Source organism: Pseudonocardia hierapolitana, assembly GCF_007994075.1.
GTDB lineage: Bacteria > Actinomycetota > Actinomycetes > Mycobacteriales > Pseudonocardiaceae > Pseudonocardia > Pseudonocardia hierapolitana.
In genome coordinates, this window is record NZ_VIWU01000001.1 from 5,017,769 (window position 1) to 5,041,802 (window position 24,034).

Here is a 24,034-nt window from a genome sequence, read left to right on the forward strand (position 1 = left end):
CGATCGGCGAGCGGGTCTGAGCGGGCGCGGGCGGTTCGTCCCCTTCGGGTGTCGCCCCGCCCACGCCGCCGTCCCCGGCCCCATCAGCGGCTCTACGATCGGGGCCGTACCAGACCTCGATCCGGGAGCCCTGCAACCGCCGTGAGCACCGTCCACAGCCAAGGACAGGCAGCAACCCGCCCTGTCGTCCTCCTCGCCGAGAAGCTCGCGCCGTCCGCGGTGGCCCTTCTCGGTGACGACGTCGAGATCCGCCACGTGGACGGCACCGACCGCCCCGCGCTGCTGGACGCGATCGCCGACGCCGATGCCCTGCTCGTCCGCTCGGCCACGAAGGTCGATGCCGAGGCCCTCGCCGCCTCCACGCGACTGAAGGTCGTGGCCCGCGCCGGTGTCGGGCTGGACAACGTCGACGTGCCCGCCGCCACCGCCCGCGGTGTCATGGTCGTCAACGCGCCGACGTCCAACATCGTCTCGGCCGCCGAGCACGCCGTCGCGCTGCTGTTCGCCGCGGCGCGCCGCATCCCCGCCGCCGACGCGAGCCTGCGGCAGGGGCAGTGGAAGCGCAGCTCGTTCACCGGTGTCGAGCTGAACGGCAAGACCGTCGGCATCGTCGGTCTCGGCAAGATCGGCCAGCTGGTGGCCCAGCGGCTCGCCGCGTTCGGCGTCGACCTGATCGCCTACGACCCGTACGTCGCACCGGCCCGCGCCGCCCAGCTGGGCATCGAGCTCACCGACCTCGAGGACCTGCTGCGCCGCGCCGACGCGATCTCGATCCACCTGCCGAAGACCCCCGAGACCCTCGGCCTCATCGGCAAGGACCAGCTCGCGCTCACCAAGAAGGGCGTGATCATCGTCAACGCCGCCCGCGGCGGCCTCGTCGACGAGGACGCGCTGGCCGAGGCCGTGCGCAGCGGGCACGTCGGCGGCGCCGGCATCGACGTCTACGTCACCGAGCCCACCACCTCAAGCCCGCTGTTCGAGCTGCCGCAGGTGGTCGTCACCCCGCACCTGGGCGCCTCCACCGACGAGGCGCAGGACCGCGCCGGAACCGACGTCGCGAAGTCCGTGCAGCTGGCGCTGGCCGGCGAGTTCGTGCCGGACGCCGTGAACGTGCAGGTGGGCGGCGTGGTCGGCGAGGAGGTCCGGCCGTGGCTGCCGCTGGTGCAGAAGCTCGGCACCGTGCTCTACGCCGTCGCCGGGCGGCTGCCCACCACCGTCACGGTCGACGTCGCCGGTGAGCTCGCCTCCGAGGACGTCTCGGTGCTGCAGCTCGCCGCCCTGCGCGGGGTGTTCACCAACGTCGTCGAGGACCAGGTCACGTTCGTCAACACGCCGGCGCTGGCCGCCGAGCGCGGGGTGGACGTCGAGCTGACCACGGCGCCGGAGAGCGAGAACCACCGCAGCGTCGTGCAGCTGCGCGCGGCGATGCCGGACGGCGAGTCGATCACCGTGTCCGGCACGCTCACCGGCCGCGCCCAGGTGGAGAAGCTGGTCGAGGTCAACGGCAGGCACTTCGACCTGCGCGCCGAGGGCGAGGTGCTCCTGCTGGAGTACGCCGACCGTCCGGGCGTCATGGGCCGGGTCGGTTCACTGCTCGGCGAGGCGGCCGTCAACATCGAGGCGGCGCAGATCAGCCAGACCACCGACGGCACCGACGCGATCATGCTGCTGCGCGTCGACCGGCCGGTGGACCCGGGTGTCCTCGAGCCCATCGGCGCTTCCGTCGGGGCCAGGACCACCCGCCTGATCTCGTTCGACTGATAGCCCCCCGCCGGGAGTCCGCTGCGTGTATCGGCGGATCCAGGCTTTCGCTGGGGGTGCCGGCGGACCGCGCCTCGTATTGGACATACTCGGCCGGTTCGCCGGAGCGGCCAGCGGGAGGCCGGGTCGTCGAGATACGCGGTGGACTTCCGGCGGGGGGTGCTAGGTGGCGGGTCGGGAGCTCGTCGTGCTGGGCACTGCCAGCCAGACCCCGACCCGCACCCGCAACCACAACGGCTACCTGCTCCGCTGGGACGGCGAGGGCTTCCTCTTCGACCCGGGGGAGGGCGCGCAGCGGCAGATGCTGCTGGCGGGCGTGCCCAGCAGCGCGATCACCCGGATCTGCATCACCCACTTCCACGGTGATCACTGCCTGGGTGTGCCCGGCGTCGTCCAGCGGCTCTCGCTGGACGGCGTCGCGCATCCGGTGATCGCGCACTACCCGGCGTCCGGGCGGGAGTACTTCGCGCGGCTGAGGCATGCCAGCTCCTTCCACGAGATCGCGGACCTGCGCGAGGAGCCGGTCGAACGTGACGGCGTGCTCGCCTCCGGCCCGTCCGGTGTGCTCGAGACGCGGCGCCTGGACCATCCGGTCGAGGCCTTCGGTTACCGCTTCACCGAGCCGGACGGGCGGCGCATGCTGCCCGTACGGCTCGCCGAGCGCGGGATCACCGGGCCGGACGTGGGCAGGCTGCAGCGGGAGGGGGTGCTGGTGGTGGGCGGGCGCGAGGTGCGGCTCGCGGACGTGAGCGTGCCGCGGCGCGGCCAGCGGTTCGCCTTCGTCATGGACACCCGCCTCTGCGACGCCGTGTACGCGCTCGCCGACGGGGTGGACATGCTCGTGGTGGAGTCCACCTTCCTCACCGAGGACGAGAAGCTCGCGCGCACGTACGGGCACCTGACGGCGCGGCAGGCGGCGTCGGTCGCCGCCGACTGCGGCGTGCGCAGGCTGGTGCTCACTCACTTCTCCCAGCGCTACGCCGACCCCGCACCCTTCGCGGCCGAGGCGGCGGAGGTGTTCGGCGGCGAGGTCGTGGTGGCCGAGGACCTCGCCCGCGTGCCGATGCCAAGGCGGGGATGATGCGGCTCTTCGTGGCGGTGACCCCGCCGCCCGATGCGCTGGACGAGCTGCGCTCGGCGACAGCGGCGATGCGCGCGGCGCACCCGCAGCTGCGCTGGACCCGGCCCGACCAGTGGCACCTCACGCTGACGTTCCTCGGCGAGGTCGGTGACGAGGCGCGTGCCGATCTCTCGGGCCGGCTGGGCCGCACGGCCACCCGGCACCCGCCGATGCGGCTCGCGCTGCACGGGGCGGGCCGGTTCGGTGATCGGGTGCTCTGGACCCGGGTCACCGGTGACCTCGTGGCGCTGCGCGGGCTCGCCGCCTCCGTGCGGGCGGCGTCCACGAGGGCCGGGATCGACGTCGAGGACCGGCCCTACCGGCCCCACCTCACGCTCGCCCGCGGCCGCGAGGGAGCCGACCTGCGGCCCGTCGTCGACGCACTGGCCGGCTTCACCGGGCGGAGCTGGACCGCTGGCGAGCTGCACCTCGTGCACAGCCGGCTCGGCGCCGGACCCGAGCGCACGTCCCGCTACGCACCGCTGGCGTCGTGGCCGCTCACCGGAAGTTGATCACTAACCGTTCCGGTCGCAACTGTGTGCGCGCGTTCGGACGGATCGGCATCCGCCGACCGGGTGCTGACCAAGAGCGGGGGCCCCGTTCGTGGCGGTCGGCCGGAGGGGCAGAATGGCCCGCTCGGGGGCGTGTCCCGCGCCGGGAAGGCGGCGTGGTGATCCGCTTTCGCATCAGATTCACGCGACCGGGTGACCGCGATCGGGTGGCGGACGGCGGAGCGGTGCCGTCGCGGCCGGTAACGTGCGCCCGGCTGCTTCGGGGCCAGACGGAGAGAGGACATCGGCAATGCGCCTTGCGGTCATTCCGGGGGACGGCATCGGGCCGGAGGTCATCGACGAGGCGCTCAAAGTCCTCAACGAGGTATCACCGGGGGCCGAGACCACCACCTACGACCTCGGCGCCGCACGCTGGCACTCCACGGGCGAGCTGCTGCCGGAGTCGGTGCTCACCGAGCTGCAGCAGCACGACGCGATCCTGCTCGGCGCCGTGGGCGACCCGTCGGTCCCCAGCGGCATCCTGGAGCGCGGCCTCCTGCTGCGCCTGCGGTTCGAGCTCGACCACCACGTCAACCTGCGCCCCGCACGGCTCTACCCGGGCGTCCGCGGGCCGCTCGCGTCGTCCGGTGAGATCGACCTGGTCGTCGTGCGCGAAGGCACCGAGGGCCCGTACGTCGGCACCGGCGGCATCCTGCGCAAGGACACCCCGCACGAGATCGCCACCGAGGTGAGCACCAACACCGCGTTCGGCGTGGAGCGGGTGGTGCGCGACGCGTTCGAGCGCGCCTCGCGGCGGCCGCGCAAGCACCTCACCCTCGTGCACAAGACCAACGTGCTGAGCTTCTCGGGCCGGCTGTGGTCGCGGATCGTGGAGGAGGTCTCGCTGGAGCACCCCGAGGTCTCGGTGGCATACCAGCACATCGACGCCACCACGATCCACCTGGTCACCGACCCCGGCCGGTTCGACGTGATCGTCACCGACAACCTGTTCGGCGACATCCTCACCGACCTGGCAGCGGCCGTCACCGGCGGCATCGGCCTCGCCGCCAGCGGCAACCTCGACGTGAGCCGCCGCAACCCGAGCATGTTCGAGCCGGTGCACGGCAGCGCCCCCGACATCGCGGGCCAGGGCATCGCCGACCCGACCGCCGCCGTCCTCTCGGTCGCCCTCCTGCTCGACCACCTGGGCAACCGCGACGCCGCCCGCCGCATCGAGGCCGCCGTCGCCTTCGACCTGGCCACCCGCGACCACAGCGCCACCGGCCACACCCAGTCCATCGGCGACCGCCTGGCAGCCCTGGTGAGCGCGCGAGCCACCCCTTCCCCGACGTCGTAGGTGTCGGCGCGGCTCCGGAAGTTCAGGAAAGCCACATTCAGGGCCTTGCGAGCCCTGAATGTGGCTTTCCTGAACGTGGAGGGCCCGCCGTGAGACGGGGCCGCGGTCGGGCGCGTGCTCGCTCGTAAGTCGCACGGAGGATCGCGATGACACCCTGCGGGTCTGTGCGCAGCTTCTTCGGCTTGGTCGCCGTGTAGACGGCACCTGCGGCGGTGAACGCTGCAGCCCGCTCGACCGTGGCATCGTGATCGGCCGGGCTGAGGTGCCACTCGGTGGACTCTGTCTCCCAGACCATGGCCACGTCGTCGACCCAGCAGTCAGCGATACCGAGAAAGCGCCCGGCCTCGTCGTACACGGAGACGTTCCAGCGCGCTTCCGGCAGCCTTGCGCGTTGCCACAGGGCCTTCGCCTGGCGTTCCGCCGCGGAGCGGACACCCTCCGCGACGTCCTGCAGGACACCGCGGGGGATCGCGGTGCCGCGGCGCGTGGTGTCCTCGATCTCTTCGCCGAGTGCGCCGATCGTGCACAGCCCGCGCTGCACGGCGTCCGACAGCAGTTCGGTCACATCGCCGGGACGTGAGAGACGACGCGTGGCGTAGATGCATGCCCGTGCGACCGGCGCCAGCGGTATGCCGCCCCTGACGATCGGGGCTGGAAGCCGGTTGGTCCGCTCGACGTGCACGTAGCCCACCGAGCGGACCTGGCGAGTTGCCGGGATCAGAACGTGGACCTCGGGTGGCGACCCGTTGATTTCGGCCGCGCGGACAGGCCCTCGCCGGATGCCGTGTCGTCGGCAGGCTTCCAGACCGGTGACGAGCGCGTCTGGGCCACCCAGCAGCAGTGCCGCACGCACGTACTGCTCGACGGTAGGGGTGCCGGTGAAGAGCCCGATGACGCCGGGAAGCAGCCGGCGCCACGGCCCACCTGGCAGGCACCGCTTGTACACCGTGCGCTCGTTGAAGCCGATCCCGACGAGCTGTCGGGCAGTCGCCACGCCGAGTGGGAAGGCGGAGCGCACCGCCTCGAAGCGGGCGCGGGTTCGCGGTGACGCCATGCTCGGTGATGATCCCCGGGCCTGAGGATGGACGGGCCGGAATGGCCCAACCAAGTTCAGGAAAGCCACATTCAAGCCCTCAGCGGCCCTGAATGTGGCTTTCCTGAACTTCGGATGTGCCAGCCTGCGGGAGCACGCTCGGGCGCTTAGGGTCGCACGGCGATCCGGATGCCGGAGACGCGCGGCCGCGACCTGCGCCTGGAAGCCGACGCGTGATCCGGTCGGCACGGACTACGACGCGCTGCCGTTCTCCAGCGTGCCCAGCCTCCCGTACCTGCTCGACGAGTTCGTCCCGCGGCTCGCGGCAGCGGCGCGGTAAGGGGACGCCGATCCCAGCATGTGGGCGGCCGGTGTGACACCGTGGAACGCGCCGTGCCACACTCGCGGCGTGCAGCACCTCTGCGTGATCATTATTGACGAGCGCGTCGGCTAACCAGCACCACGGCCGACGCGCAGACCTCTCGCACCCGCGGGGGGTCTTTTTTGTTGCCCGGATCGCGCCCCCGACAGCCAGGAGCCCCACGAATGTCCCGAACCGAACCGGCCGGAACCCCGCTCGGCGACGACTTCCACGTCTTCGACACCACGCTGCGGGACGGGGCCCAGCGCGAGGGCATCAGCTACTCGGTGGCCGACAAGCTGGCCGTCGCCCGCCACCTGGACGCGTTGGGTGTCGGCTTCATCGAGGGCGGCTGGCCGGGCGCGATGCCGAAGGACACCGAGTTCTTCGCCCGCGCCGCGGCGGGGGAGCTCGAGCTGCGCCACGCGGTGCTCGTCGCGTTCGGCTCGACGCGGCGCGCCGGGACGACCGCGGCACAGGACCCGCAGGTCCGGGCCCTGCTGGACTCCCAGGCCCCGGCCGTGACGTTGGTGGCCAAGTCCGACCGGCGCCACATCGAGCGGGCGCTGCGCACCGACGTCGCCGAGAACTGCGCGATGGTCGCCGACACCGTCTCGTTCCTGCGCGCGGAGGGCAGGCGGGTGTTCCTCGACGCCGAGCACTTCTTCGACGGCTACAAGTTCGACCCGGACACGGCGCTGCGCGTGCTGGAGGCGGCGATGACCGCAGGCGCCGACGTCGCGGTGCTGTGTGACACGAACGGCGGCATGCTCCCGCTGGGCATCGCCGAGGTGGTGACCGAGGTGGCCGCGCGCACCGGCTTCCGCCTCGGGATCCACTGCCAGGACGACACGGGCTCCGCGGTGGCCAACTCGGTCACCGCGGTACAGGCCGGCGCGACGCACGTGCAGTGCACCGCCAACGGCTACGGCGAGCGGACCGGCAACGCCGACCTGTTCGCCGTGGTCGGGAACCTGGTGACCAAGCTGGGCATGCCCGTCCTACCGGACGGCGCGCTCGGCGAGCTGACCCGCACCTCGCACGCGTTGGCGGAGATCGCCAACATCGCTCCCGACACCCACCAGGCCTATGTCGGGACGTCGGCGTTCGCCCACAAGGCGGGCCTGCACGCGAGTGCGATCAAGGTGGACCCGGAGCTCTACAACCACATGGACCCCGTGGACGTGGGCAACGGGCAGCGGGTGCTGGTCACCGAGATGGCCGGCCGGGCCAGCGTCGAGCTCAAGGCGAACGAGCTCGGCCTGGACCTGGCCGGCCATCCCGACGCGGTGTCTTCGGTGACGCGCACGGTCAAGGAGAGGGAGGCGGCGGGCTGGTCGTTCGAGGCCGCTGACGCCTCGCTCGAGCTGCTCATGCGCTCGGCGATCGGCGAGGACGCGCCGGCGCCGTTCCGGCTGGAGTCCTACCGCGTGATCATCGAGCACGGCGCAGACGGCGCTGTGGTCGCGGAGGCGACGGTCCGGGTCGTCGTGGACGGGGAGCGGTTGATCGCCACCCAGGAGGGCAACGGCCCGGTCAACGCCCTGGACGCCGCGCTGCGTGCCGCGCTGGCACCGCACTACCCGTGGCTGGCGAAGGTGGAGCTCTCGGACTACAAGGTCCGCATCCTCAGCCACGGCACCGATGCGGTGACCCGCGTGCTGGTGGAGTCCACCGACCACGCCGGCTCCTGGACCACGGTGGGCGTGCACGGCAACGTGGTCCAGGCGTCCTGGCTTGCGCTCGTCGACGCGCTCGCCTACGCGGCGCTTCGCGACCGCGGCCCGGTCGCCGTCAGCTCTTGAGCAGTTCCAACAGGTCGGCGTTGAGCTGTCCGGCGTGGGTCACGAACAGGCCGTGCCCTGCCGTCGGGTACTCGACGTAGCGGCAGCCGGGCACGAGCTGCGCGGTGCGCCGTCCGGTGAGGTCGACGGGCGCGGACGTGTCCGCGGCGCCGTGCACCACCAGCGTCGGAACCGTGATCTCGCGCAAGCCGGCCCGGTGATCGGCGTGGAACATCGACCGCATCAGCTGGGTGGTCGCCCACGGCGAGGCCGAGAGGCACTTGCGAAGCGTCCAGTCGATCAGGGCGGGCGACACCTCGTTGCCCAGGTGGGTGGCGTACCAGACCTGCGCCTGCCGGGCGAACCAGTGCGGCCGGTCGGTCCGGAACTGCGCGATCGTGGCCTCCAGCGCGGCCTCCGGGAGCCCGTCCGGGTTGTCGTCGGTCTGCTTCAACAGCGGCACGACCGCGGAGACGAGCGCGACGCGCGCCACTCGCCCCTCGCCGTGGCGGGCCAGGTATCGGGCCACCTCGGCGCCGCCGAACGAGTGCCCCACGAGCGTGACGCCGGTGAGGTCGAGGTGTTCGAGCAGCGCGGCGAGGTCGTCGGCCGTGGTGTCGATGTCGTAGCCGGTCGAGGGGCGGTCGGAGCGGCCGTGCCCGCGCCGGTCGAGCGCGATGCAGCGGTACCCGCGCTCGGCGAAGAACGGGATCTGGTACTCCCACATGTCGGTGTCCAGCACCCAGCTGGCGACGAACACGATCGGCTCGCCGGTGCCGCTGCCCGTCTCGTAGTCCTCGTACGCGAGGTGGGTGCCGTCCTGGCTGGTGAAGTAGGGCATCGGGGCGTCCTCCTTCGGTCGGTGACGGCCTCCAGCCTGTCGCCGCGTAGGTACAGCGGTCGATGACTCCGGAGGTAATGCGGCGCTTGCTCCCCGTCGCTCGGGCCCGAGTTGATCGATCTCGTCCGCGAGCGAAGTGACGGGCACTCCGATGCAGGTCGCGGGGAACCGCGGTCGGCGCTGTGCTGCAGCCGGCGGGGGTGTGGTCGCCGGCTTCGTCAGGTTCGGCGCGTGCATGCGGGGTATCAGAAGACCGAGCGTCTGGAGGCGAGTCATGAGCGAGCACCCCGCAGGCCGCGACACCGGTTCCGGCCCAGCCGGTTCCCGCCTCTACTCGGGTTGAGGACGACCCGGCCGAGCACCGCGCGGGGCGCTCGGACGATCTGGGCGGGACCGTCCACTCGCCCGTGGCTTCAGGGCCTTCACAGAACCCGGTGCGATTCACCTCGGCCACGGAGGAGCGGGCGGATCATCGGTGCATCGTGACGACGCCGATCAGGTCAACGCCGGCCGGGCCACCGAGCGGGCGAGCGCCGGGCAGTTCGATGACGATGCCGACAGGTGGCTCATCGACAAGGCGCGGACCGGCGACCTGGACGCCTACGAGGTGTTGGTACGCCGCCACCGCGACCGGATCTACCGGATCGCGCTGCGAATGCTGGGCAATCGGCACGACGCGGAGGACATCGCGCAGGACGTGATGATCCAGGTGTGGACCGCACTGGCCGGGTTCACCGGGGCGAGCTCGTTCACCACGTGGCTGTATCGGATCGTGGTCAATCGCTGTCTGAACCAGATCCGACGCCGTCGCTGGACCCGCCCCGTACTCGAGGGCGATCCACAACCGGTGGCCGGCGCGGAGGATACGGTGATCGCGCGCCAGCGGGCGGGGGCGGCGATGGAGGCGATCGCGGCTCTACCCCCTGACCAGCGGGCCGTGATCGTGCTACACCAGTTGGAGGGTCTGACCTATCGGGAGGTTGCTGCCGTCGTCAACATCTCGGAGGACGCAGTGCGAGGACGTCTGCATCGAGCGCGGTTGAGTGTGCTGGCGTCCCTGCGGAACTGGTCATGAGCGAGCACCGCTCATGAGCGACGACGCCCGCGGCGAACGCCTGACGTGCGGCAGGCGGGCCGAGGACGTGCTGGCTCAGGTCGCCGCCGGCCGCGGCGGCGAACGCGACGCTCATCAGCGGCGGTGCCCGCACTGCCACGCGGCCCTGGCCGAGTACGAGCGACTGTGGGCCCCGCTCACGGAGCTGGCGACGGACAAGCCGAGTGCACCGGACAGCGTCGTGGAGACCGCTCTGCGTCGGATCCGGGGCGCGGTGGAGCACATGGACTACGGGGTGCTCGAGTCGGCGCGGGGCCGTACCCGCATCTCCGCCAGGGTCGTGGTCGTGATCGCCCGAGAGTCTGCTCAGGCGGTGCCCGGTGTACGGGTGGCCCTCAGCAAGCGCATCACCGGCCGTACCGGCGATGGGCCCGACGTCCGAGCCGACGGTAACGCCGATAACCCGGCCGGTGACGCCGAGGTCGTCGCGGGTGTCGCCGGACGCAGCACTGCCATCGAGATCACCCTGGCCGCGGACTACGGAGTCGACCTGCACCGCCTCGGCGAGCACGTCCGCGAGGCGGTGACCGCCGATGTCCGGGCGCTCACCGATCTCGAACCGGTGCAGGTCACGGTCATCATCGACGACATCTTCGAATAGCCGGGTCTTCGAGCAGCCGGAGCGCGGCCATCGTTCCAGCAGGTCTTGGCGGGGCTGCCTGCCACACCGCCCACTCGCTGTGCTGCACGTCACAGCAGGCGTACGTGAGGTCCTCCCTTCCGCCGTGTCCACCAGACATGACCGCAACGCTTCTCGTGGGTACCAGCGAGGGCGATCCACCGGTTCTGATCGAAGGAGATCGAGCGGATGACCAGTTCTGCCAAGGAGCAGCCCTCAACGCGTTCCACGAGCGTTGCCAACACGGCCAGACCCAGCGGGGCCGTAGCGACGACCGGTGGCGGGTCCGGCAGCGAGGCGTTGGCGAGCAGCCAGGGTCGCACCACGATCGCCGACGCCGTCGTGCAGAAGATCGCCGGTCGTGCCGCTCGTGAGGTGAGCGGCGTCCACGACTTCGGCGGGGGCGCCTCCCGGACCCTCGGGGCGTTCACCGAGCGGATCCCGGGTGGCCGAGCCAGTTCGAGTCGTGGGGTCACCGTCGAGGTCGGGGAGAAGCAGGCCGCGATCGACCTCGACATCGTGGTCGAGTACGGGGTCCCGATCGTGCAGTTGGCCCAGTCGATCCGCCGCAACGTCATCGGGGCGGTCGAGCAGATGAGCGGCCTCGAGGTCGTCGAGGTCAACATCAACGTCAACGACCTGCACCTGCCCGAGGAGGACCGCGCCGACGAGTCCTCGGAACCCGCGCGCGTCACGTGAGCGGCCGGCCCGACCCGGTCGACCCGATCGACGTGGTCGACCTGATCGCCGAGGCTGCGCGGGCCTGTCCCGCGGTCGCCGGGTTGCACGGGGGACTGTTCGGCCGGTGCACCACCTACTTGCCCGGGCGACGGGTACCCGGCGTGACGCTGTCCAGCGACGAGGCAGTGGTCGGGGTCGTCGGCTGCTATCCGGCGAGTGTTGCCGAGATCGCCTCCCAGGTCCGAGCCGCGGTGGGAGCGGTCGTGCCCGGCGTGCCGGTGACGGTCATCGTCGAGGACCTCCTGCTGCCCGGGGAACGGCTACCCGGAGACGACCGCACGTCCCCCATCGACGACGCCGCCAGAACCGCCTGAGAAGGAGTGATCCTCGTGAAACTCACAGTGATCGGCCTGGCCGTGGGTCTGGTGCTCGGGGTGACGGCCGCGTGGGGTGGCTTCGGCGCGATGGCCATCGTCGCACTGATGGGCGCGCTCGGAGCGTTGGTCGGCCGGTTCCTCGACGGGCAGCTCGACCTGTCCGCGTTCGGTGCAGGCACCCGAGACCGCGGCCCGCGATGAGGCAGGCCGCCCGGGGCGCCACCTCGGCCGATCCGGCCGGGCGCATCAGCGTCCGTCCGAGCGGCGTGGCTGTCGACCTCACCGTGCCCGCGCACCGGCTGGACCCGGTCGCCGACCGTGGTCGGACCACGGTCGGCCATCAGGTCATCGAGTCCATCGCTGCCCGGATCGTCGCCGAGGAGCCCGGCGTTGGCGGCGCGGCCCGGCGTGTGCTGGGTCTGGCGGTGACCGGCGAGGATGCCGAGCAGGCCCCGCGGGTGGAGTCGACCGTGGCGGGCGAGACGGTGTCGCTGCGGATCCGGCTGTCGGTGACCTACCCCGACCCGGTGCACGAAGTGACCGACCGGGTCCGGCGGAGGCTGGTCGAGCGGGTCGGGGAACTCACCGGAAAGCGCGTCGGCATGGTCGACGTCATCGTCGCCGCCCTGCACCGCCCGGCCGGCCCTCGGCGGGTGATCCGATGATCCGCCGCCCCCGCCGCACCGTGCCCGCGACGATCGTCGGTCTGGTGCTTCTCGTCGCCGCCGTGGTCGTGGCGATCTCCTGCATCCAGCTGATCGCCGGTATCCCGCCGTTGGTTGCGTTCCGCACCCTCGCGGAGCTGGGGCGCGACACGACCTGGAACGACCCTCGCGTCCTCGCCGCAGGTGGGATCCTTTCCCTGGTCGGGCTCGTGTTGCTGGCGTGTGGCCTGCTTCCGGGGCGCCCGCAGGTGCTGGCCCTGGCCCCGGGCGATGACCTCACCGCTGCCGGGATCTCTCGTCGGAGCCTGGCCCGTGACCTGACGAGTCACGCACGGCGCGCGGACGGCATCACCGACGCGCGCGTCAGGGTCGGTGCGCGAACCGTCACGGTGAACGCCCGCACCCCGCTCCGGGACCGCTCCGGGCTGCCCGAACTGGTCCGCGAGCTCGTCACCGAACGCCTCGACGACATCGACCTCGCCCGACCCGCGCGACTTCGGGTGACCGTCACCTCGGATCGGAGCGCCTGATGAACCCGAACCGTCCCGCGCGGCTCAACCGCACCGTTCTCGCCCTCCTCGGGCTGCTCTGCCTCGCTGCGGGCGCGGTCGTCCTGCTGATCGGCACCGGTCGCCTCGGCGGTGTTCTGCCCGTTGCGGCTGATGCGCCGTTGCTTCCGCCGGGACTGGTCGTCCCGGGTTGGGGGCCACCGGGTGCCGCCGCCGTAGCCGTCATCATCGGGCTGCTGGCGCTGCGCTGGCTGATCGCCCAGACGGTCCGGCGGCCCGCCGGCAGCAACTGGCAGCTCTCACCCGACACCAGCACCGGCACCACGCACATCGGCAGTGCCGCTGCCGTGCGCCCGCTCGCCGAGGAGATCGAGGACTATCCGGGCGTGCGATCGACGACCGCCAGCCTGACGGGCCCGCACCAGCACCCGCACCTGCACCTCCGCGTGTCGGCCGACGACCACGCCGACATCTCCGAGCTCCGCCGCCGGATCGGTACCGACGCCATCCCTCGCCTCACACAGGCCCTGAACCTGCCCGCGCTGCACGCCGACGTGCTGCTGCGCCTGGTCACCGCCGGCGGCGCCCGAACCGGCTGATCGTCGGCATCATTTCCTTTGGAGGCGAAAACCCGATCTCGAGGGCCGTGTCAGGACCATGAACCTCTTGCGCGCGTCCGGCGCGTACCCGCCCGTGAGGGACGTCGAGTGAATTCTCGGCCTCCTCGAACTCGATACGCCATTCGCTGCATCGGCCGCTGGGATGAAAAGACGATGATTTCCGAGCGATGTTTCGAATGATCGATCTCATGTCAACCGTGCTCGCAGGCGATCTGATGACACACGGAGCGTCCGGTGAAAGCTGATCACGTGGGGACGCGGGTCGCAAGTCAGCTGTCGATCATGTGGGTCCGACATCGTCAGGTGCCGACCGGTACTGTCGCGGTGCAGCTCAAGGGTGAGATCGACGGCTCCAACGCCGCGCAGGTGGCCGGCCTCGCCGATGGCCTCTACGGCGGGGCCGTGATCATTCTCGACATGAGCGACGTGAGCTTCCTGGGAGCTGCGGGACTCACCGCGCTGCTGCAGTTGGCGGCGCGATTGCGCCTGGTCGGCGGTCGCCTCGTTCTCACCGGTACGGATCACCGCCCGGTGCGGACACCGATCGTGATCTGCGGACTCGACTCCATTCTCGACCGTCGTTCGACCACGGCGACAAGGCCAGAAAAATCACCTACCTGATTTCGCTGCAATGGGTTGGGGGGCACCCCGGCGGGTATCCAGGACAAGGGTGATACAGGAGCCGGGCGTGCTCTGCCCCGTATTGATCCTGGCCCGTTGATCCTGGCCCGTATTGATCCAGCCCCCCGATCCGGGGCTTCGACCGAACCGCCGTAGCGCTACGTGCTGCGGCGAAGAAGGACGCCATGACGACCGCGAACATGTCCGACCCGAACACGATGATCGGCGCGCCGGTGCACCGCACCGACGGCGAGAGCCTCGGCAAGATCGACTCCATCTACTTCGACAACGAGACGAACCGGCCTGCATGGGCCGCGGTGAAGACCGGCATCTTCGGCGGCCACGTCTCGCTGGTGCCGCTGGGCGCGTGCAGCTGGGACGGCAACGCCCTCACCGTGCCGTTCGACAAGGCCGCGCTGAACGATGCCCCGCACCACGATCCCGACACCGCGATCAGTCCGGCCGACGAGGACGACCTGTACCGCCACTACGGGCTCGGCGCCGCCGGTCCCGCGGGCGGAGAACAGGTCGGATCCGGCGGGGACTCGCCGCGCGACCGCACGGGCGAGCCCGAGATCGAGGGCCGCGACATCTCCGGTCCGACGACCGACGAAGCGATGACCCGCTCCGAGGAGCAGCTGCACGTCGGTACCGAGCAGCGCGAGTCCGGGCGGGCCCGGCTGCGCAAGCACATCGTCACCGAGAACATCTCCACCACTGTGCCCGTCTCGCGCGAAGAGGTCACCGTGGAACGCGAGCCGATCACCGCCGCCAACCGCGGCGAGGCGGTGTCCGGTCCGGACCTGTCCGAGGAGGAGCACGAGATCACCCTCACCGAGGAGCGGGCCGTGGTGCACAAGGAGACCGTCCCGGTCGAGCGGGTCCGCCTGGGTACCGAGACCGTCACCGAGCAGCAGCAGGTCGACGAGACCATCCGCAAGGAGCAGATCGAGACCGACGGCATCGACTCCGGCCTCCGCGACCGGAACGAGAACTGACACTCCTCGGCCAGCCGAGCGAACGGCTCGGGATCCGGAGAACGAGCTGTCGAGGTGTGGCGGGAGCTGTGAGGGGGGCTCCCGCCACGGCCCGTGCAGCCCGAATGACCACCGAAGGGACAGATGTATGTCACAGCGCAACACGATCGTCCGCAGCATGCACGACCTCGGACTCGCCGCATGGTTCGGCGGCACGCTCGCCGGCGCCGTCGCCGTCAACGGTGCCGCCGCCGAGGTCTCCGACCCGAACCAGCGGTTGCACGTCGCCAACGCCGGGTGGGCCCGGTGGGCTCCGGTCAACCTGGCTGCGATCGCCGCCCACCTGATCGGCGGCGCGGGGCTGCTGTTCGCGAACAAGGGGCGGGTCGCCGCCCAGCGTGGCGTCGGCGCCTCCACCGCCGCGAAAACCGCATTGACCATCGCAGCGCTCGGCGTGACCGCCTACAGCCGTGTGCTGGGCAGGATGCTCGAGCAGGCCGACGGCGCTCCGGTCGAGGGTGGCACCGACCCCGGGTCGGACACCCCCGCCGGTGTGGCGAAGGCCCAGCAGCAGCTCAAGGTCGCGCAATGGCTCGTTCCCGCTCTCACCGGCGGAATCGCCGTGCTCAACGCGGTGGAGGGCGAGCAGCAGCGACCCGGCCAGCAGCTACCCGGGATCTTGGCCAAGCCCGCGCGGTGGCTTTCCGCCGTATGACGATGCCGCCGGCAGCAGTCAGCACGACGAACCGGTTGGGGTGGACACCGGACTCGCATGCCCCACATCCACCCGCTCCGCCGAACTCCAAGCACCGCACTGCCGAACACAAGGACCAGAACATGTCCACTCGTGACCAGGGCGCCTACCGCGCCGCCGGCTCGACCCACGCCAGCACCGAGGACTTCCCGATCGCAACTGATCCCTACCCCGCGCAGGCGCGGGCGACGTCGACCGGTTCGATCGTCGCGCCACATCCCGATCAACGACCCGCCACCGATCGCGCCGAGGACCGCCGCGACCGCGTGCGGTGGGGCCCGATCTGGGCCGGTGCGGCGGTCGTGCTGACCGTGTTCATCGTGCTGCAACTGCTGTTCTTCGCGCTGGGCTGGCTCGACCTGGGGCTCGATGGTCGCGACGGGTCCGGTGTCGCCGCGGGGGTCGTGACGGGCGTCCTGGCGCTCATCGCCTTCTTCGTCGGCGGACTCACGGCCGGCGCCAGCACGATCTGGCGCACGGCAGGTGACGGAATGCTCCACGGTGTCCTGGTGTGGACGCTGAGTGTGCTCGGCATTCTCGCCCTCACCCTGATCGGTGGCACCGCTCTGCTGGGGCCGCTTGCCAGCGTCGCCTCCCAGGCACCCGATGCTGCGCAGGCCGCACAGCAGGCCGTCGACCCGGCTCGGGCGCTGGACACCGCCCGCGACACGGCCGGCTGGGCCGCCCTCGGACTGGGCGCAGCCGCCGCTGCCGCCGCGGTCGGAGGCATCGCCGGATCGAGGCTCTGGCGAAACCGCGAGGACTCCGCTACCGGACATCGCACCCCTGCTGCCTGATCGCGACGACGGCACCTGTGCTCCGCCGGGTCCGGATGGCGTCAGCCGTCCGGACCGGCGGTGAGCGCCACCCGGATCTCCACCGCACCTGGTGGTAGACGCCCCTACGGGCCTCTGCCGCCGCGTCGACAGGCCTGCCGCGGGTCAGCGGGCGGTGACTTCCGTGGTGCGGCGGGCCCAGTCCGGTGCGTGTTCGGGCAGTGGACCTATCGCGATGAGGCGCGCCGGCACGCCCTGCAGCACCGGGAAGCGGCGGACCAGGCGCAGGGGGAGCGGGAGCGCCTCGGTGGGGGCGATCGGCACCGCGCCGTCGGCGAGGCCCGCCGGGGCGGCGTCCACGGCCGGCGTGCTCGCGGTGGCACCGCGGCCGGTGAACACGGCCCGGTGGGCGAGGCGCTGGCCACCCTGGATCAGCGCGGTGGGCCACCACCTGCGCCGCTGGACCTGACGCAGCACCGAACGCGGCACGATCCCGCCGGAGCGCAGCGCGGGCGCGAGCAGCCTCGCGGTGGCCACCGCGTCGGCGACGGCGAGGTTGACGCCCACGCCGCCCACGGGCGACATCGCATGCGCCGCGTCGCCGATCAGCAGGAGCCCGTCGCGGTGCCAGGTGCGCAGCCGCTCCAGCTTCACGTCCAGCAGCTTGACGTCGTCGAGGGACTCCAGCGCCTCGAGCCGGTCGGCCATCCAGGGCAGCAGGGCCGCGATCCGCTCGCGGAACCGCTCGAGGCCCGCAGCGCGCATCACGGCGTCGGCACCCTTGTGGATGAGGAACGCGCACTGCCAGTAGTCGCCACGATCGATCATGACGGCGAACTGCGCGCTCGAGATCCGCCCGACGCCACCCACCGGGTCGGTGTCGCGACGGGGCAGCCGGAACCACCAGACGTCGATCGGCACCCCGAACGAGCGCGGAACGAGACCGGCGGCGGCACGCACCACGGAGCCCCGGCCGTCGCAGGCGACCGTGAGGCTCGCCCGCACCTCGTGCTCGGAGCCGTCGGTGCGGTCGCGGTAGCGCACACCGGCCACGCGCCCTCCGTCGTGGACGAGGCCGATCACCTCGGCGTTGCGGCGCAGGGTGAAGGTCGGCTCCTCCTCGGCGGCCTCGGCCACGAGGTCGAGGAAGTCCCACTGCGGCACCAGCGCGATGTGCTGGTGGGCCCCGGGCAGCCGCGACAGGTCGGCGATCTGCACGACGCCCTGGTCCAGCTGTATCTGCGCGCGGTCGATCCTCCGCTGGGGAAGGGCGGCGAAGCGCTCGCCGAGGCCGAGCTCGTCGAGCAGCGTGAGGGTGGACGCGTGCACGGTGTCGCCGCGGAAGTCGCGCAGGAAGTCGGCGTGCTTCTCGAGAACGGTGACGTCCACACCGGCACGCGCCATGAGCAGACCGAGGACCAGGCCCGCGGGGCCTCCCCCGACGACGATGCAGGTCGTGCGCTCGCTGCTCAACATTTGTTGAATTCTACGCCGGTCGGAACCCGCTGGCCAGCCCTCGATACGCTTACCCGCATCATGACTGCAGGCAACGACGTCCGGGTGCGCTTCTGCCCGTCGCCGACGGGCACCCCGCACGTCGGACTGATCCGCACCGCCCTGTTCAACTGGGTGTACGCCCGCCACCACGGCGGCTCCTTCGTGTTCCGCATCGAGGACACCGACGCCCGGCGCGACTCCGTCGAGTCGTACCACGCGCTGCTCGACGCGCTGCGCTGGATCGGCCTCGACTGGGACGAGGGCCCGGAGGTCGGGGGTCCGCACGGGCCGTACCGGCAGAGCGAGCGCCGCGACTCCTACCGCAACGCGCTCGGTCTCCTCGTGCAGGCCGGTGAGGTCTACGAGTCGTACTCGACGCCGGAGGAGATCGAGGCGCGGCACCGTGCCGCGGGCCGCGACCCCAAGCTCGGCTACGACAACGCCGATCGCGACCTCACCGACGAGCAGAAGGCGGCCTACCGCGCCGAGGGACGCTCGCCGGTGTTCCGGCTGCGGATGCCCGACCGCGACATCTCGTTCGACGACCTCGTGCGCGGGCCCGTCACGTTCAAGGCCGGCACGGTGGCCGACTTCGTCCTCGCCCGCGGCGACGGCACTCCGCTCTACCCGCTCACCAACCCGCTCGACGACGCCCTCATGGGCATCACGCACGTCCTGCGCGGTGAGGACCTGCTCCCGTCGACACCGCGCCAGATCGCGCTGCTCGAGGCGCTGCAGCGGGTGGGGATCGGGAACGGTCCGTTCCGCTACGGGCACCTCCCGCTCGTCACCGGCGAGGGCAATCGCAAGCTGTCCAAGCGTGACCCGCAGTCGAACCTGTTCCTCTACCGCGAACGCGGATTCGTGCCCGAGGGGCTGTTGAACTACCTGGCGCTGCTCGGCTGGTCCATCGCCGACGACCGCGACGTGTTCACGATGGCCGAGATGGTCGAGGCGTTCGACATCTCGCGGGTGTCGAGCAATGCCGCGCGATTCGACCTCAAGAAGGCAGAGGCGATCAATGCGGCGCACCTGCGAGCGCTTCCCGTCGAGGAGTTCGCCCGCCGCGTCGAGCCGTACCTCGAAGCAGAAGGTGTGATCACCGGCACGCTCACCGAGGAGCGGCGCGCGCTGCTCGCCGCGGCGGCCCCGCTTGTGCAGGAGCGCAGCGTCGTCCTGTCCGACGCGGCGCGCATGCTGCGCTTCCTGTTCGTCCCGGAGGAGGGCTTCGAGCTCGAGCCCGACGCGGCGGAGAAGAACCTCGGTGCCGACGCCGCTCCCGTGCTCGAAGCCGCCCTGACCGGCCTCGATGCACTCCCGGAGTGGTCCACCGAGCAGATCGAGAACGCCCTCAAGGCGGCTCTCGTGGACGGGCTGGGCCTCAAGCCGCGCAAGGCGTTCGCGCCCGTGCGGGTCGCCGTGAGCGGGCGCACGGTGTCGCCCCCGCTCTACGAGTCCATGGAACTGCTGGGCCGCGAGCGCTCACTCGCGCGCCTGAGGGCCGGTTTGGAGCGCGCCGCGAGCCTCGGCTAGAGTGGTGGACACAGGGCGCGGACACCCCCGGGTGAACGCGGACCCTTGGGGTATGGTGTAATTGGCAGCACGACTGATTCTGGTTCAGTTAGTCTAGGTTCGAGTCCTGGTACCCCAGCGGAAACGCTCCAGAAGCGGTCTGATAAACTCAAAACCGGAGCAATTCCCACGGCCCCGTCGTCTAGCGGCCTAGGACGCCGCCCTCTCAAGGCGGTAGCGCGGGTTCAAATCCCGTCGGGGCTACGCGAGTAGGCGAGGTATGTCCACGGAGAGCGTGGACATACCTCGCTTCGCTTTTTCTTCTGGGGGCGCAGCCCCCAGACCCCGCCCGGAGGGGCTTCGCCCCCCCGGACCCCCCGCCTCGGGCCCAAGGTTCCGCACGGTCGGTGAGGTGGCTCGGCGAGGGGTGCTCATTGAAGACGTGGACCGCACGACGCTTCTTGCTTCTGGGAGGCGCCGACACCCGGGCGCCGCCCCCGGACCCCCGCCTCGCGCCCCAAGGCTCCGCCCGGCCGATGACGTCGACACACGGTAGTGGCCGGTCCGCGGAGTGACGCACCGATATCGCCCGGGTCGGGAACGGCGCCCGCCGCAACGCCAACTGACCTGCGGCACGCGTTGTGTTGTACGTCACAGTCGGCGGTGTCGAAGTTCCGCGTGCAGCTCCGTCCCCGGGGTGTCCGCCGCCCAGGCGGTGATCCGCGGAGGAGACGACTCCAGCGCGCCTGGGCACACACGGCCGAGCCGAGGGGAGATCATCATGAACGACACCGACCGGGGTGCCATGCGAAAGCTCGTGGTCCAGCAGTGGGTCACCGTCGACAACATCGCCGCGGAGGAGGACGGCGGGCTGAGCTTCGTGTCAGGGGAACCGTTCGACGACGAGGTCACCGACGACCCCTTCAAGAACAACCTGATGGGGTTCATCGACTCGGTCGACACCATGATTCTCGGCGCGAATACCTACACCCAGACCAAGGACTACTGGCCGCACGCCGTCGAGCAGGGCGCGTACGGCGAGAAGCTCAACAACCTCACCAAGTTCGTCGCCTCGTCGAAGCTGGATGACGCCCCCTGGGGCGAGTTCCCCGCCGCGACCGTGACGCGCGACCCGGCCGCCACCATCCGTGAGCTCAAGGAGCAGAGCGGCAAGGACATCTGGCTGTGGGGGAGCTTGAAACTCATGCACTTCCTGCTCGACACCGGCGTCATCGACGAAATCCGGATGCTGGTCTGCCCGGCGTCACGCGGCGCCGGAACGCGCATCTTCGAGGATCGGCAGGACCTGAAGCTGGTCGAGGCCACCGGGTTCGAGAACGGTGTGGTGCTTCTGCGCTACGAGATCAAGAAATAGGCGGAGATCCCTGACGTGACGAGCGTGACAGACGTCCAGGCGGCGCCCTCGCCGCGTTGGCACCCCCTGGACGTCGCTCGCTAGACCAGGCTGCGGCTGGCGGTGACCAGGGCGAGCGTGGGGTGGCGGAGGCCTACTCCGCCTGCCCCGCGCACGATGGCCTCCTTGAACATCGCGGCCGTGCGGCCGGTGAGCATCGGCCCGATCAGGCCGCCGTCGGCGTTGGTGTACTGGACCACGCCGTCCTTCCGGCCCAGGCTGATGCACTGCCCGTCGAACTCGAGGCGCAGCTCACGCGGGGTGCGGCCGGCGAGGCGGTCCTCGATCGCCCGGACGGCGCACGCGGTGGTGAAACCGCCGGGCCCGCAGCCCATGCGCACCTCCTGCCCGTCGGGCTTGCGGGCCGACGCGGCGTCCCCGATGGCGTAGACCTCCGGGTGCGACACCGACCGCATCGTGCCGTCCACGAGGATGCGCCCGTTGTCGGCGACCGCCAGTCCGGCCTCCCGCGCCAGGCGCGGCACCCGGAAGCCGGTGGTCCACACCACGACGTCGGCGTCGATGTGCTCGCCGTTCTCCAGCAGCAGACCGTCCGCGGCGACCTTGGCCACCTGCGCGTGCTCCCGGACCTCGATGCCGAGGCGGTCGAAGGTGCGGTACAGGTGCTCCTGGCCGCGCTCGAGCAGCGTGGAGCCCAGCACCCCGCTGGTGGTCAGCCGCACCCTGCGGTCGGGGTAGGTCTCGGCCAGCTCGGTGGCGGCCTCGATACCGGTCAGCCCGCCGCCGACCACGGCGACCGCCGAGGCGGTGCGCATCCGGCCGCGCAGCCGCTCGGCCTCCTCGGCCGTGGCCACGGCGGTGGCGTGTTCGGCCGCGCCGGGGACGGTGTCCAGATCCTCGTGGCTGCCCGCCGCGTACACCAGCAGGTCGTAGCCGATCGGCTCGCCGCCGGTCAGCTCCACCCGCCGCTGCTCGGGGTCGATGCGAGTGACGTGGTCGACGACCAGCCGGACGCCGGTGCGCCTGACCAGGTCGCGCAACGGCAGGGTGCGCAGCTGCTGTCCGGATGCGAGCTGGTGGTTGCGCAGCCGCTCCACGAACCGGTCGCGGTTGTTGACCAGCGTGACCGTGGCGCCCGTGCGCTTGGCGAGCAGGTTGGCGGCGGTCAGGCCGGTGTAGCCGGCGCCGAGGACCACGATGTGCGGGGGTGTTGTCATCACGCGTCTCTCCCTTTGCCACCGGACGAACCGGCGACGCTCGTCGGGGTAACCGATCGAGCACGAGACGCCGGGAACTCGATCCGTGTGACATCGCGTTGCGTGACGTGCGCCACCCGCCGCCCGGCGGGCGTCAGAGGGGGGGCGCCTCGGCTGTCTGGCTGCCGTCACCCTGGTTGGCGTCGGACGGGTCGGGGGTCGGGGTGGGCGTCGGCGGCTCAGTGGGTTCCGGCGGCTCCGACGTCGGCGGGACGGTCGTCGGCGGCGGCTCAGAGGTCGGCGGAACGGTCGGCTGTGCCGTGGGCCTCGGCGGCGGCGGTGGAGGCGGGACCGGGCGGGTCGCCGGCGGCTCCTCCGACGGGGTCGGCCGCGGCGTCGGCGTCGGGGCCGGCTCCGTGGTCTGCTCGGCAGTCACAGGGGTACGCGGCGTCGACGCGTTCGCCGGCTCGATGTCGGGGCGCGGCCACAGGAACACCGCGGCCAAGACGGCGGCGGCCGCCGCCACCGCGCCGAGCGTCACCAGGAACGACGGCGACTTGCCGCGAGGCTCGGGCGCGTAGTCGTACTGCGGCTCGAAGGGCGGCTCGTCGTCGAAGTCGGCGGCGTAGGCGGGAGTGGCCGGGCGCGGTGGCGGTGCCACCGGCGGTCGCGGGGGCGGCGCCGGTCGGTACGGCGGAAGGCTCGAGCTGGGGGCCCCGCCCATCGGGCCGGGACCGTATGCGCCCGGAGGGCCTGCGGGCGGTCCGAACGGCCCCTGCGGCCCACCCGTACCCCCGACGTGGGGCGGCGCCCCCGCGGCGGCTGCCGCGATCGGGAACCGTGCCGAACCGCCTGCCCGCGGGGCCGGGACGCGTGGGCGGGGCCCGGTGCCGGCGGGCGTCGGCAGGAGCGACAGCACCGCGCCCATCGAGATGGCGTTCTTCGGGTCGGCGTCGACACTGACGGGGCGGCCGAGCAGCTCCGAGACGAGCTGACCGACCAGCGGGATGCGGGACGACCCGCCGACCAGCAGCACGGCCGACAGCTGCGGCGGCGCCAGCCCGGCCGAGGCCACCGCGCGCTGCAGCGCGTCGACCGTGTCCTCGACCTGCGGGCGGATCGCGGCCTCGAACTCGCTGCGGTGCATCCGCACCGAGCCCTGCGCCTTGGGCGTCAGCACCGGGATCGACACCTCGGTGTCGCTGCTGAGCGCCTCCTTCGCCTCCACGCACTCGCGCCGCAGCGCCGCGATCGCGGACAGCACGGCGGGATCGTTCTCGTCGAGGCCCTCGAACGCATCCGGCATCCCCGCGACGACGTGCTGGAAGACGATCTCGTCGAAGTCGATGCCGCCGAGGCGGTCGACGCCCTCCGGCCGGCCGAGCAGCTTGAAGGTGTTCCCGTCCTTGTGCACGACGGCCGCGTCGAAGGTGCCGCCGCCGAAGTCGTAGACGGCGATCGTCGAGCCGGGCTCCACCCGCTCGGCCGACGCGTAGTGCAGCGCCGCTGCCTGCGGCTCCGCGATGTAGGAGACCTGCAACCCCTGCGCCGCGAGCGCACCGCCGAGCCGCTCGGTCTTGTGCGGGCCCCACGAAGCGGGGAGCGTGACCGCGATGCGGGCGGCGGGCCCGGCCTCGCGCTGCGCCACCCGATCGACCACCCAGCGCACGAGCCGGGCCGAGAGGTCCTCCGGCGCCCACGGCCGGCCGCCGACGATCAGCGGCGTGGGGTCGCCGATTCGGCGCTTGAACTCGCGGACCACGTGGTCGGGCGAGCTCAGCGCCCGCCGCTCGGCGGCCTCGCCGACGACGACGCTGCCGTCGTCACCGAGGTAGAGCACCGACGGGACGGCACTGGCCCGGTCGCCGAGGTTGACGATCTCGGTCTCGCCGGGGCGCGCGTCACGCCTGCCGATCGCGGCGGCCGTGCGCGTGGTACCCAGGTCGATGCCGAGCAGGTAGCTCATCGTCCCCCGTCTTCATCCGTGGCGACT

Annotated in this window: 24 protein-coding genes and 2 tRNA genes; 21 read left to right on the forward strand and 5 right to left on the reverse strand. The window is 71.6% G+C overall.

The window, feature by feature from the left end; genetic code table 11:
- Positions 1–141: 141 nt before the first annotated feature.
- From serA to FHX44_RS24000, 4 genes are all read left to right on the forward strand, one after another.
- On the forward strand, positions 142–1,761 hold the full coding sequence (gene serA, locus FHX44_RS23985; RefSeq protein ID WP_147257851.1) for a phosphoglycerate dehydrogenase: 1,620 nt from the start codon (positions 142–144) through the stop codon (positions 1,759–1,761).
- Positions 1,762–1,927: 166 nt separating this feature from the next.
- On the forward strand, positions 1,928–2,842 hold the full coding sequence (locus tag FHX44_RS23990) for a ribonuclease Z (RefSeq protein ID WP_147257852.1): 915 nt from the start codon (positions 1,928–1,930) through the stop codon (positions 2,840–2,842).
- Entirely contained in the window at positions 2,842–3,393 is a 552-nt protein-coding gene (gene thpR / locus FHX44_RS23995; RefSeq protein ID WP_170309006.1) for an RNA 2',3'-cyclic phosphodiesterase, read from the forward strand. The genes FHX44_RS23990 and thpR overlap by 1 nt, the downstream gene beginning before the upstream one ends.
- 289 nt (positions 3,394–3,682) lie before the next feature.
- Positions 3,683–4,729, forward strand: coding sequence for a 3-isopropylmalate dehydrogenase (locus tag FHX44_RS24000; RefSeq protein WP_147257854.1), 1,047 nt, complete (start codon positions 3,683–3,685; stop codon positions 4,727–4,729).
- A 37-nt stretch (positions 4,730–4,766) separates the two neighbouring features.
- Here the strand turns inward: FHX44_RS24000 and FHX44_RS24005 are convergent, their stop codons facing one another.
- The gene (locus FHX44_RS24005) at positions 4,767–5,747 is read right to left on the reverse strand and encodes a hypothetical protein (RefSeq protein WP_212612621.1); all 981 of its coding nucleotides are present in this window, start codon (positions 5,745–5,747) and stop codon (positions 4,767–4,769) included.
- Between the two features lie 561 nt (positions 5,748–6,308).
- Here FHX44_RS24005 and cimA point away from each other — a divergent pair.
- Complete coding sequence (gene cimA / locus FHX44_RS24010; RefSeq protein ID WP_147257856.1) at positions 6,309–7,928, forward strand: citramalate synthase; 1,620 nt, start codon at positions 6,309–6,311, stop codon at positions 7,926–7,928.
- Here the strand turns inward: cimA and FHX44_RS24015 are convergent.
- Positions 7,918–8,748, reverse strand: a complete 831-nt coding sequence (locus FHX44_RS24015) for an alpha/beta fold hydrolase (RefSeq protein ID WP_147257857.1) — start codon at positions 8,746–8,748, stop codon at positions 7,918–7,920. The genes cimA and FHX44_RS24015 overlap by 11 nt on opposite strands.
- Before the next feature lie 475 nt (positions 8,749–9,223).
- Between FHX44_RS24015 and FHX44_RS24020 the strand changes: the two genes are divergently transcribed.
- The 12 genes from FHX44_RS24020 (at position 9,224) to FHX44_RS24075 (ending at position 16,482) form a co-directional block, all read left to right on the forward strand.
- On the forward strand, positions 9,224–9,823 hold the full coding sequence (locus tag FHX44_RS24020) for an RNA polymerase sigma factor (RefSeq protein ID WP_147257858.1): 600 nt from the start codon (positions 9,224–9,226) through the stop codon (positions 9,821–9,823).
- Between the two features lie 13 nt (positions 9,824–9,836).
- Complete coding sequence (locus tag FHX44_RS24025; RefSeq protein ID WP_147257859.1) at positions 9,837–10,463, forward strand: Asp23/Gls24 family envelope stress response protein; 627 nt, start codon at positions 9,837–9,839, stop codon at positions 10,461–10,463.
- A gap of 207 nt (positions 10,464–10,670) precedes the next feature.
- Positions 10,671–11,180, forward strand: coding sequence for an Asp23/Gls24 family envelope stress response protein (locus FHX44_RS24030; protein ID WP_147257860.1), 510 nt, complete (start codon positions 10,671–10,673; stop codon positions 11,178–11,180).
- The gene (locus FHX44_RS24035; RefSeq protein ID WP_212612622.1) at positions 11,177–11,536 is read left to right on the forward strand and encodes a hypothetical protein; all 360 of its coding nucleotides are present in this window, start codon (positions 11,177–11,179) and stop codon (positions 11,534–11,536) included. The genes FHX44_RS24030 and FHX44_RS24035 overlap by 4 nt, the downstream gene beginning before the upstream one ends.
- Positions 11,537–11,551: 15 nt before the next feature.
- Positions 11,552–11,740, forward strand: a complete 189-nt coding sequence (locus FHX44_RS24040) for a hypothetical protein (protein WP_147257861.1) — start codon at positions 11,552–11,554, stop codon at positions 11,738–11,740.
- Positions 11,737–12,204, forward strand: a complete 468-nt coding sequence (locus FHX44_RS24045) for an Asp23/Gls24 family envelope stress response protein (protein ID WP_147257862.1) — start codon at positions 11,737–11,739, stop codon at positions 12,202–12,204. The genes FHX44_RS24040 and FHX44_RS24045 overlap by 4 nt, the downstream gene beginning before the upstream one ends.
- Positions 12,201–12,734 (forward strand): DUF6286 domain-containing protein, encoded by a 534-nt coding sequence (locus FHX44_RS24050; RefSeq protein WP_147257863.1) that lies wholly within the window; start codon positions 12,201–12,203, stop codon positions 12,732–12,734. Before FHX44_RS24045 ends, FHX44_RS24050 begins: the two co-directional genes overlap by 4 nt.
- Positions 12,734–13,312: an Asp23/Gls24 family envelope stress response protein gene (locus FHX44_RS24055; protein ID WP_147257864.1), complete on the forward strand. Its 579-nt coding sequence runs from the start codon at positions 12,734–12,736 to the stop codon at positions 13,310–13,312. Before FHX44_RS24050 ends, FHX44_RS24055 begins: the two co-directional genes overlap by 1 nt.
- A gap of 255 nt (positions 13,313–13,567) precedes the next feature.
- On the forward strand, positions 13,568–13,954 hold the full coding sequence (locus FHX44_RS24060) for an anti-sigma factor antagonist (protein ID WP_147257865.1): 387 nt from the start codon (positions 13,568–13,570) through the stop codon (positions 13,952–13,954).
- A gap of 185 nt (positions 13,955–14,139) precedes the next feature.
- Positions 14,140–14,952 (forward strand): DUF2382 domain-containing protein, encoded by an 813-nt coding sequence (locus FHX44_RS24065; RefSeq protein WP_170309007.1) that lies wholly within the window; start codon positions 14,140–14,142, stop codon positions 14,950–14,952.
- A gap of 127 nt (positions 14,953–15,079) precedes the next feature.
- Positions 15,080–15,646 carry a hypothetical protein gene (locus tag FHX44_RS24070; protein WP_147257866.1) on the forward strand — a complete coding sequence of 189 codons (567 nt, stop codon included), beginning with the start codon at positions 15,080–15,082 and terminating at the stop codon, positions 15,644–15,646.
- 122 nt (positions 15,647–15,768) lie between these two features.
- Positions 15,769–16,482: a permease gene (locus FHX44_RS24075; protein ID WP_147257867.1), complete on the forward strand. Its 714-nt coding sequence runs from the start codon at positions 15,769–15,771 to the stop codon at positions 16,480–16,482.
- Positions 16,483–16,626: 144 nt separating this feature from the next.
- On the opposite strand, the gene FHX44_RS24080 is transcribed toward FHX44_RS24075, so the two are convergent.
- Positions 16,627–17,937: an FAD-dependent oxidoreductase gene (locus FHX44_RS24080; protein WP_147257868.1), complete on the reverse strand. Its 1,311-nt coding sequence runs from the start codon at positions 17,935–17,937 to the stop codon at positions 16,627–16,629.
- 60 nt (positions 17,938–17,997) lie between these two features.
- Between FHX44_RS24080 and gltX the strand changes: the two genes are divergently transcribed.
- The 4 genes from gltX (at position 17,998) to FHX44_RS24100 (ending at position 20,845) form a co-directional block, all read left to right on the forward strand.
- Positions 17,998–19,491: a glutamate--tRNA ligase gene (gene gltX, locus FHX44_RS24085; protein WP_147257869.1), complete on the forward strand. Its 1,494-nt coding sequence runs from the start codon at positions 17,998–18,000 to the stop codon at positions 19,489–19,491.
- A gap of 46 nt (positions 19,492–19,537) precedes the next feature.
- A tRNA-Gln gene (locus FHX44_RS24090) sits at positions 19,538–19,609 on the forward strand.
- Positions 19,610–19,661: 52 nt separating this feature from the next.
- Positions 19,662–19,734: transfer RNA gene (locus FHX44_RS24095), tRNA-Glu, on the forward strand.
- A gap of 517 nt (positions 19,735–20,251) precedes the next feature.
- Positions 20,252–20,845 carry a dihydrofolate reductase family protein gene (locus tag FHX44_RS24100; RefSeq protein ID WP_246170556.1) on the forward strand — a complete coding sequence of 198 codons (594 nt, stop codon included), beginning with the start codon at positions 20,252–20,254 and terminating at the stop codon, positions 20,843–20,845.
- An 80-nt stretch (positions 20,846–20,925) separates the two neighbouring features.
- Here the strand turns inward: FHX44_RS24100 and FHX44_RS24105 are convergent, their stop codons facing one another.
- Both FHX44_RS24105 and FHX44_RS24110 read right to left on the reverse strand, forming a co-directional pair.
- Positions 20,926–22,062 (reverse strand): NAD(P)/FAD-dependent oxidoreductase, encoded by a 1,137-nt coding sequence (locus FHX44_RS24105; protein WP_147257870.1) that lies wholly within the window; start codon positions 22,060–22,062, stop codon positions 20,926–20,928.
- A 133-nt stretch (positions 22,063–22,195) separates the two neighbouring features.
- The gene (locus FHX44_RS24110) at positions 22,196–24,007 is read right to left on the reverse strand and encodes an Hsp70 family protein (RefSeq protein ID WP_147257871.1); all 1,812 of its coding nucleotides are present in this window, start codon (positions 24,005–24,007) and stop codon (positions 22,196–22,198) included.
- Between the last annotated feature and the right edge of the window lie 27 nt (positions 24,008–24,034).

Bases quoted from the DNA above. Each gene is read 5' to 3' on its own strand.
- FHX44_RS24075 (WP_147257867.1), top strand. From the start codon at position 15,769: ATGTCCACTCGTGACCAGGGCGCCTACCGCGCCGCCGGCTCGACCCAC.
- FHX44_RS24015 (WP_147257857.1), bottom strand. From the start codon at position 8,748: ATGCCCTACTTCACCAGCCAGGACGGCACCCACCTCGCGTACGAGGAC.
- FHX44_RS24045 (WP_147257862.1), top strand. From the start codon at position 11,737: ATGAGGCAGGCCGCCCGGGGCGCCACCTCGGCCGATCCGGCCGGGCGC.
- FHX44_RS24025 (WP_147257859.1), top strand. From the start codon at position 9,837: ATGAGCGACGACGCCCGCGGCGAACGCCTGACGTGCGGCAGGCGGGCC.
- thpR (WP_170309006.1), top strand. From the start codon at position 2,842: ATGCGGCTCTTCGTGGCGGTGACCCCGCCGCCCGATGCGCTGGACGAG.
- cimA (WP_147257856.1), top strand. From the start codon at position 6,309: ATGTCCCGAACCGAACCGGCCGGAACCCCGCTCGGCGACGACTTCCAC.
- FHX44_RS24050 (WP_147257863.1), top strand. From the start codon at position 12,201: ATGATCCGCCGCCCCCGCCGCACCGTGCCCGCGACGATCGTCGGTCTG.
- FHX44_RS24105 (WP_147257870.1), bottom strand. From the start codon at position 22,062: ATGACAACACCCCCGCACATCGTGGTCCTCGGCGCCGGCTACACCGGC.
- FHX44_RS24080 (WP_147257868.1), bottom strand. From the start codon at position 17,937: ATGTTGAGCAGCGAGCGCACGACCTGCATCGTCGTCGGGGGAGGCCCC.
- FHX44_RS24000 (WP_147257854.1), top strand. From the start codon at position 3,683: ATGCGCCTTGCGGTCATTCCGGGGGACGGCATCGGGCCGGAGGTCATC.
- FHX44_RS24030 (WP_147257860.1), top strand. From the start codon at position 10,671: ATGACCAGTTCTGCCAAGGAGCAGCCCTCAACGCGTTCCACGAGCGTT.
- FHX44_RS24055 (WP_147257864.1), top strand. From the start codon at position 12,734: ATGAACCCGAACCGTCCCGCGCGGCTCAACCGCACCGTTCTCGCCCTC.
- FHX44_RS24110 (WP_147257871.1), bottom strand. From the start codon at position 24,007: ATGAGCTACCTGCTCGGCATCGACCTGGGTACCACGCGCACGGCCGCC.
- FHX44_RS24065 (WP_170309007.1), top strand. From the start codon at position 14,140: ATGACGACCGCGAACATGTCCGACCCGAACACGATGATCGGCGCGCCG.
- FHX44_RS24100 (WP_246170556.1), top strand. From the start codon at position 20,252: ATGAACGACACCGACCGGGGTGCCATGCGAAAGCTCGTGGTCCAGCAG.
- gltX (WP_147257869.1), top strand. From the start codon at position 17,998: ATGACTGCAGGCAACGACGTCCGGGTGCGCTTCTGCCCGTCGCCGACG.
- FHX44_RS24070 (WP_147257866.1), top strand. From the start codon at position 15,080: ATGTCACAGCGCAACACGATCGTCCGCAGCATGCACGACCTCGGACTC.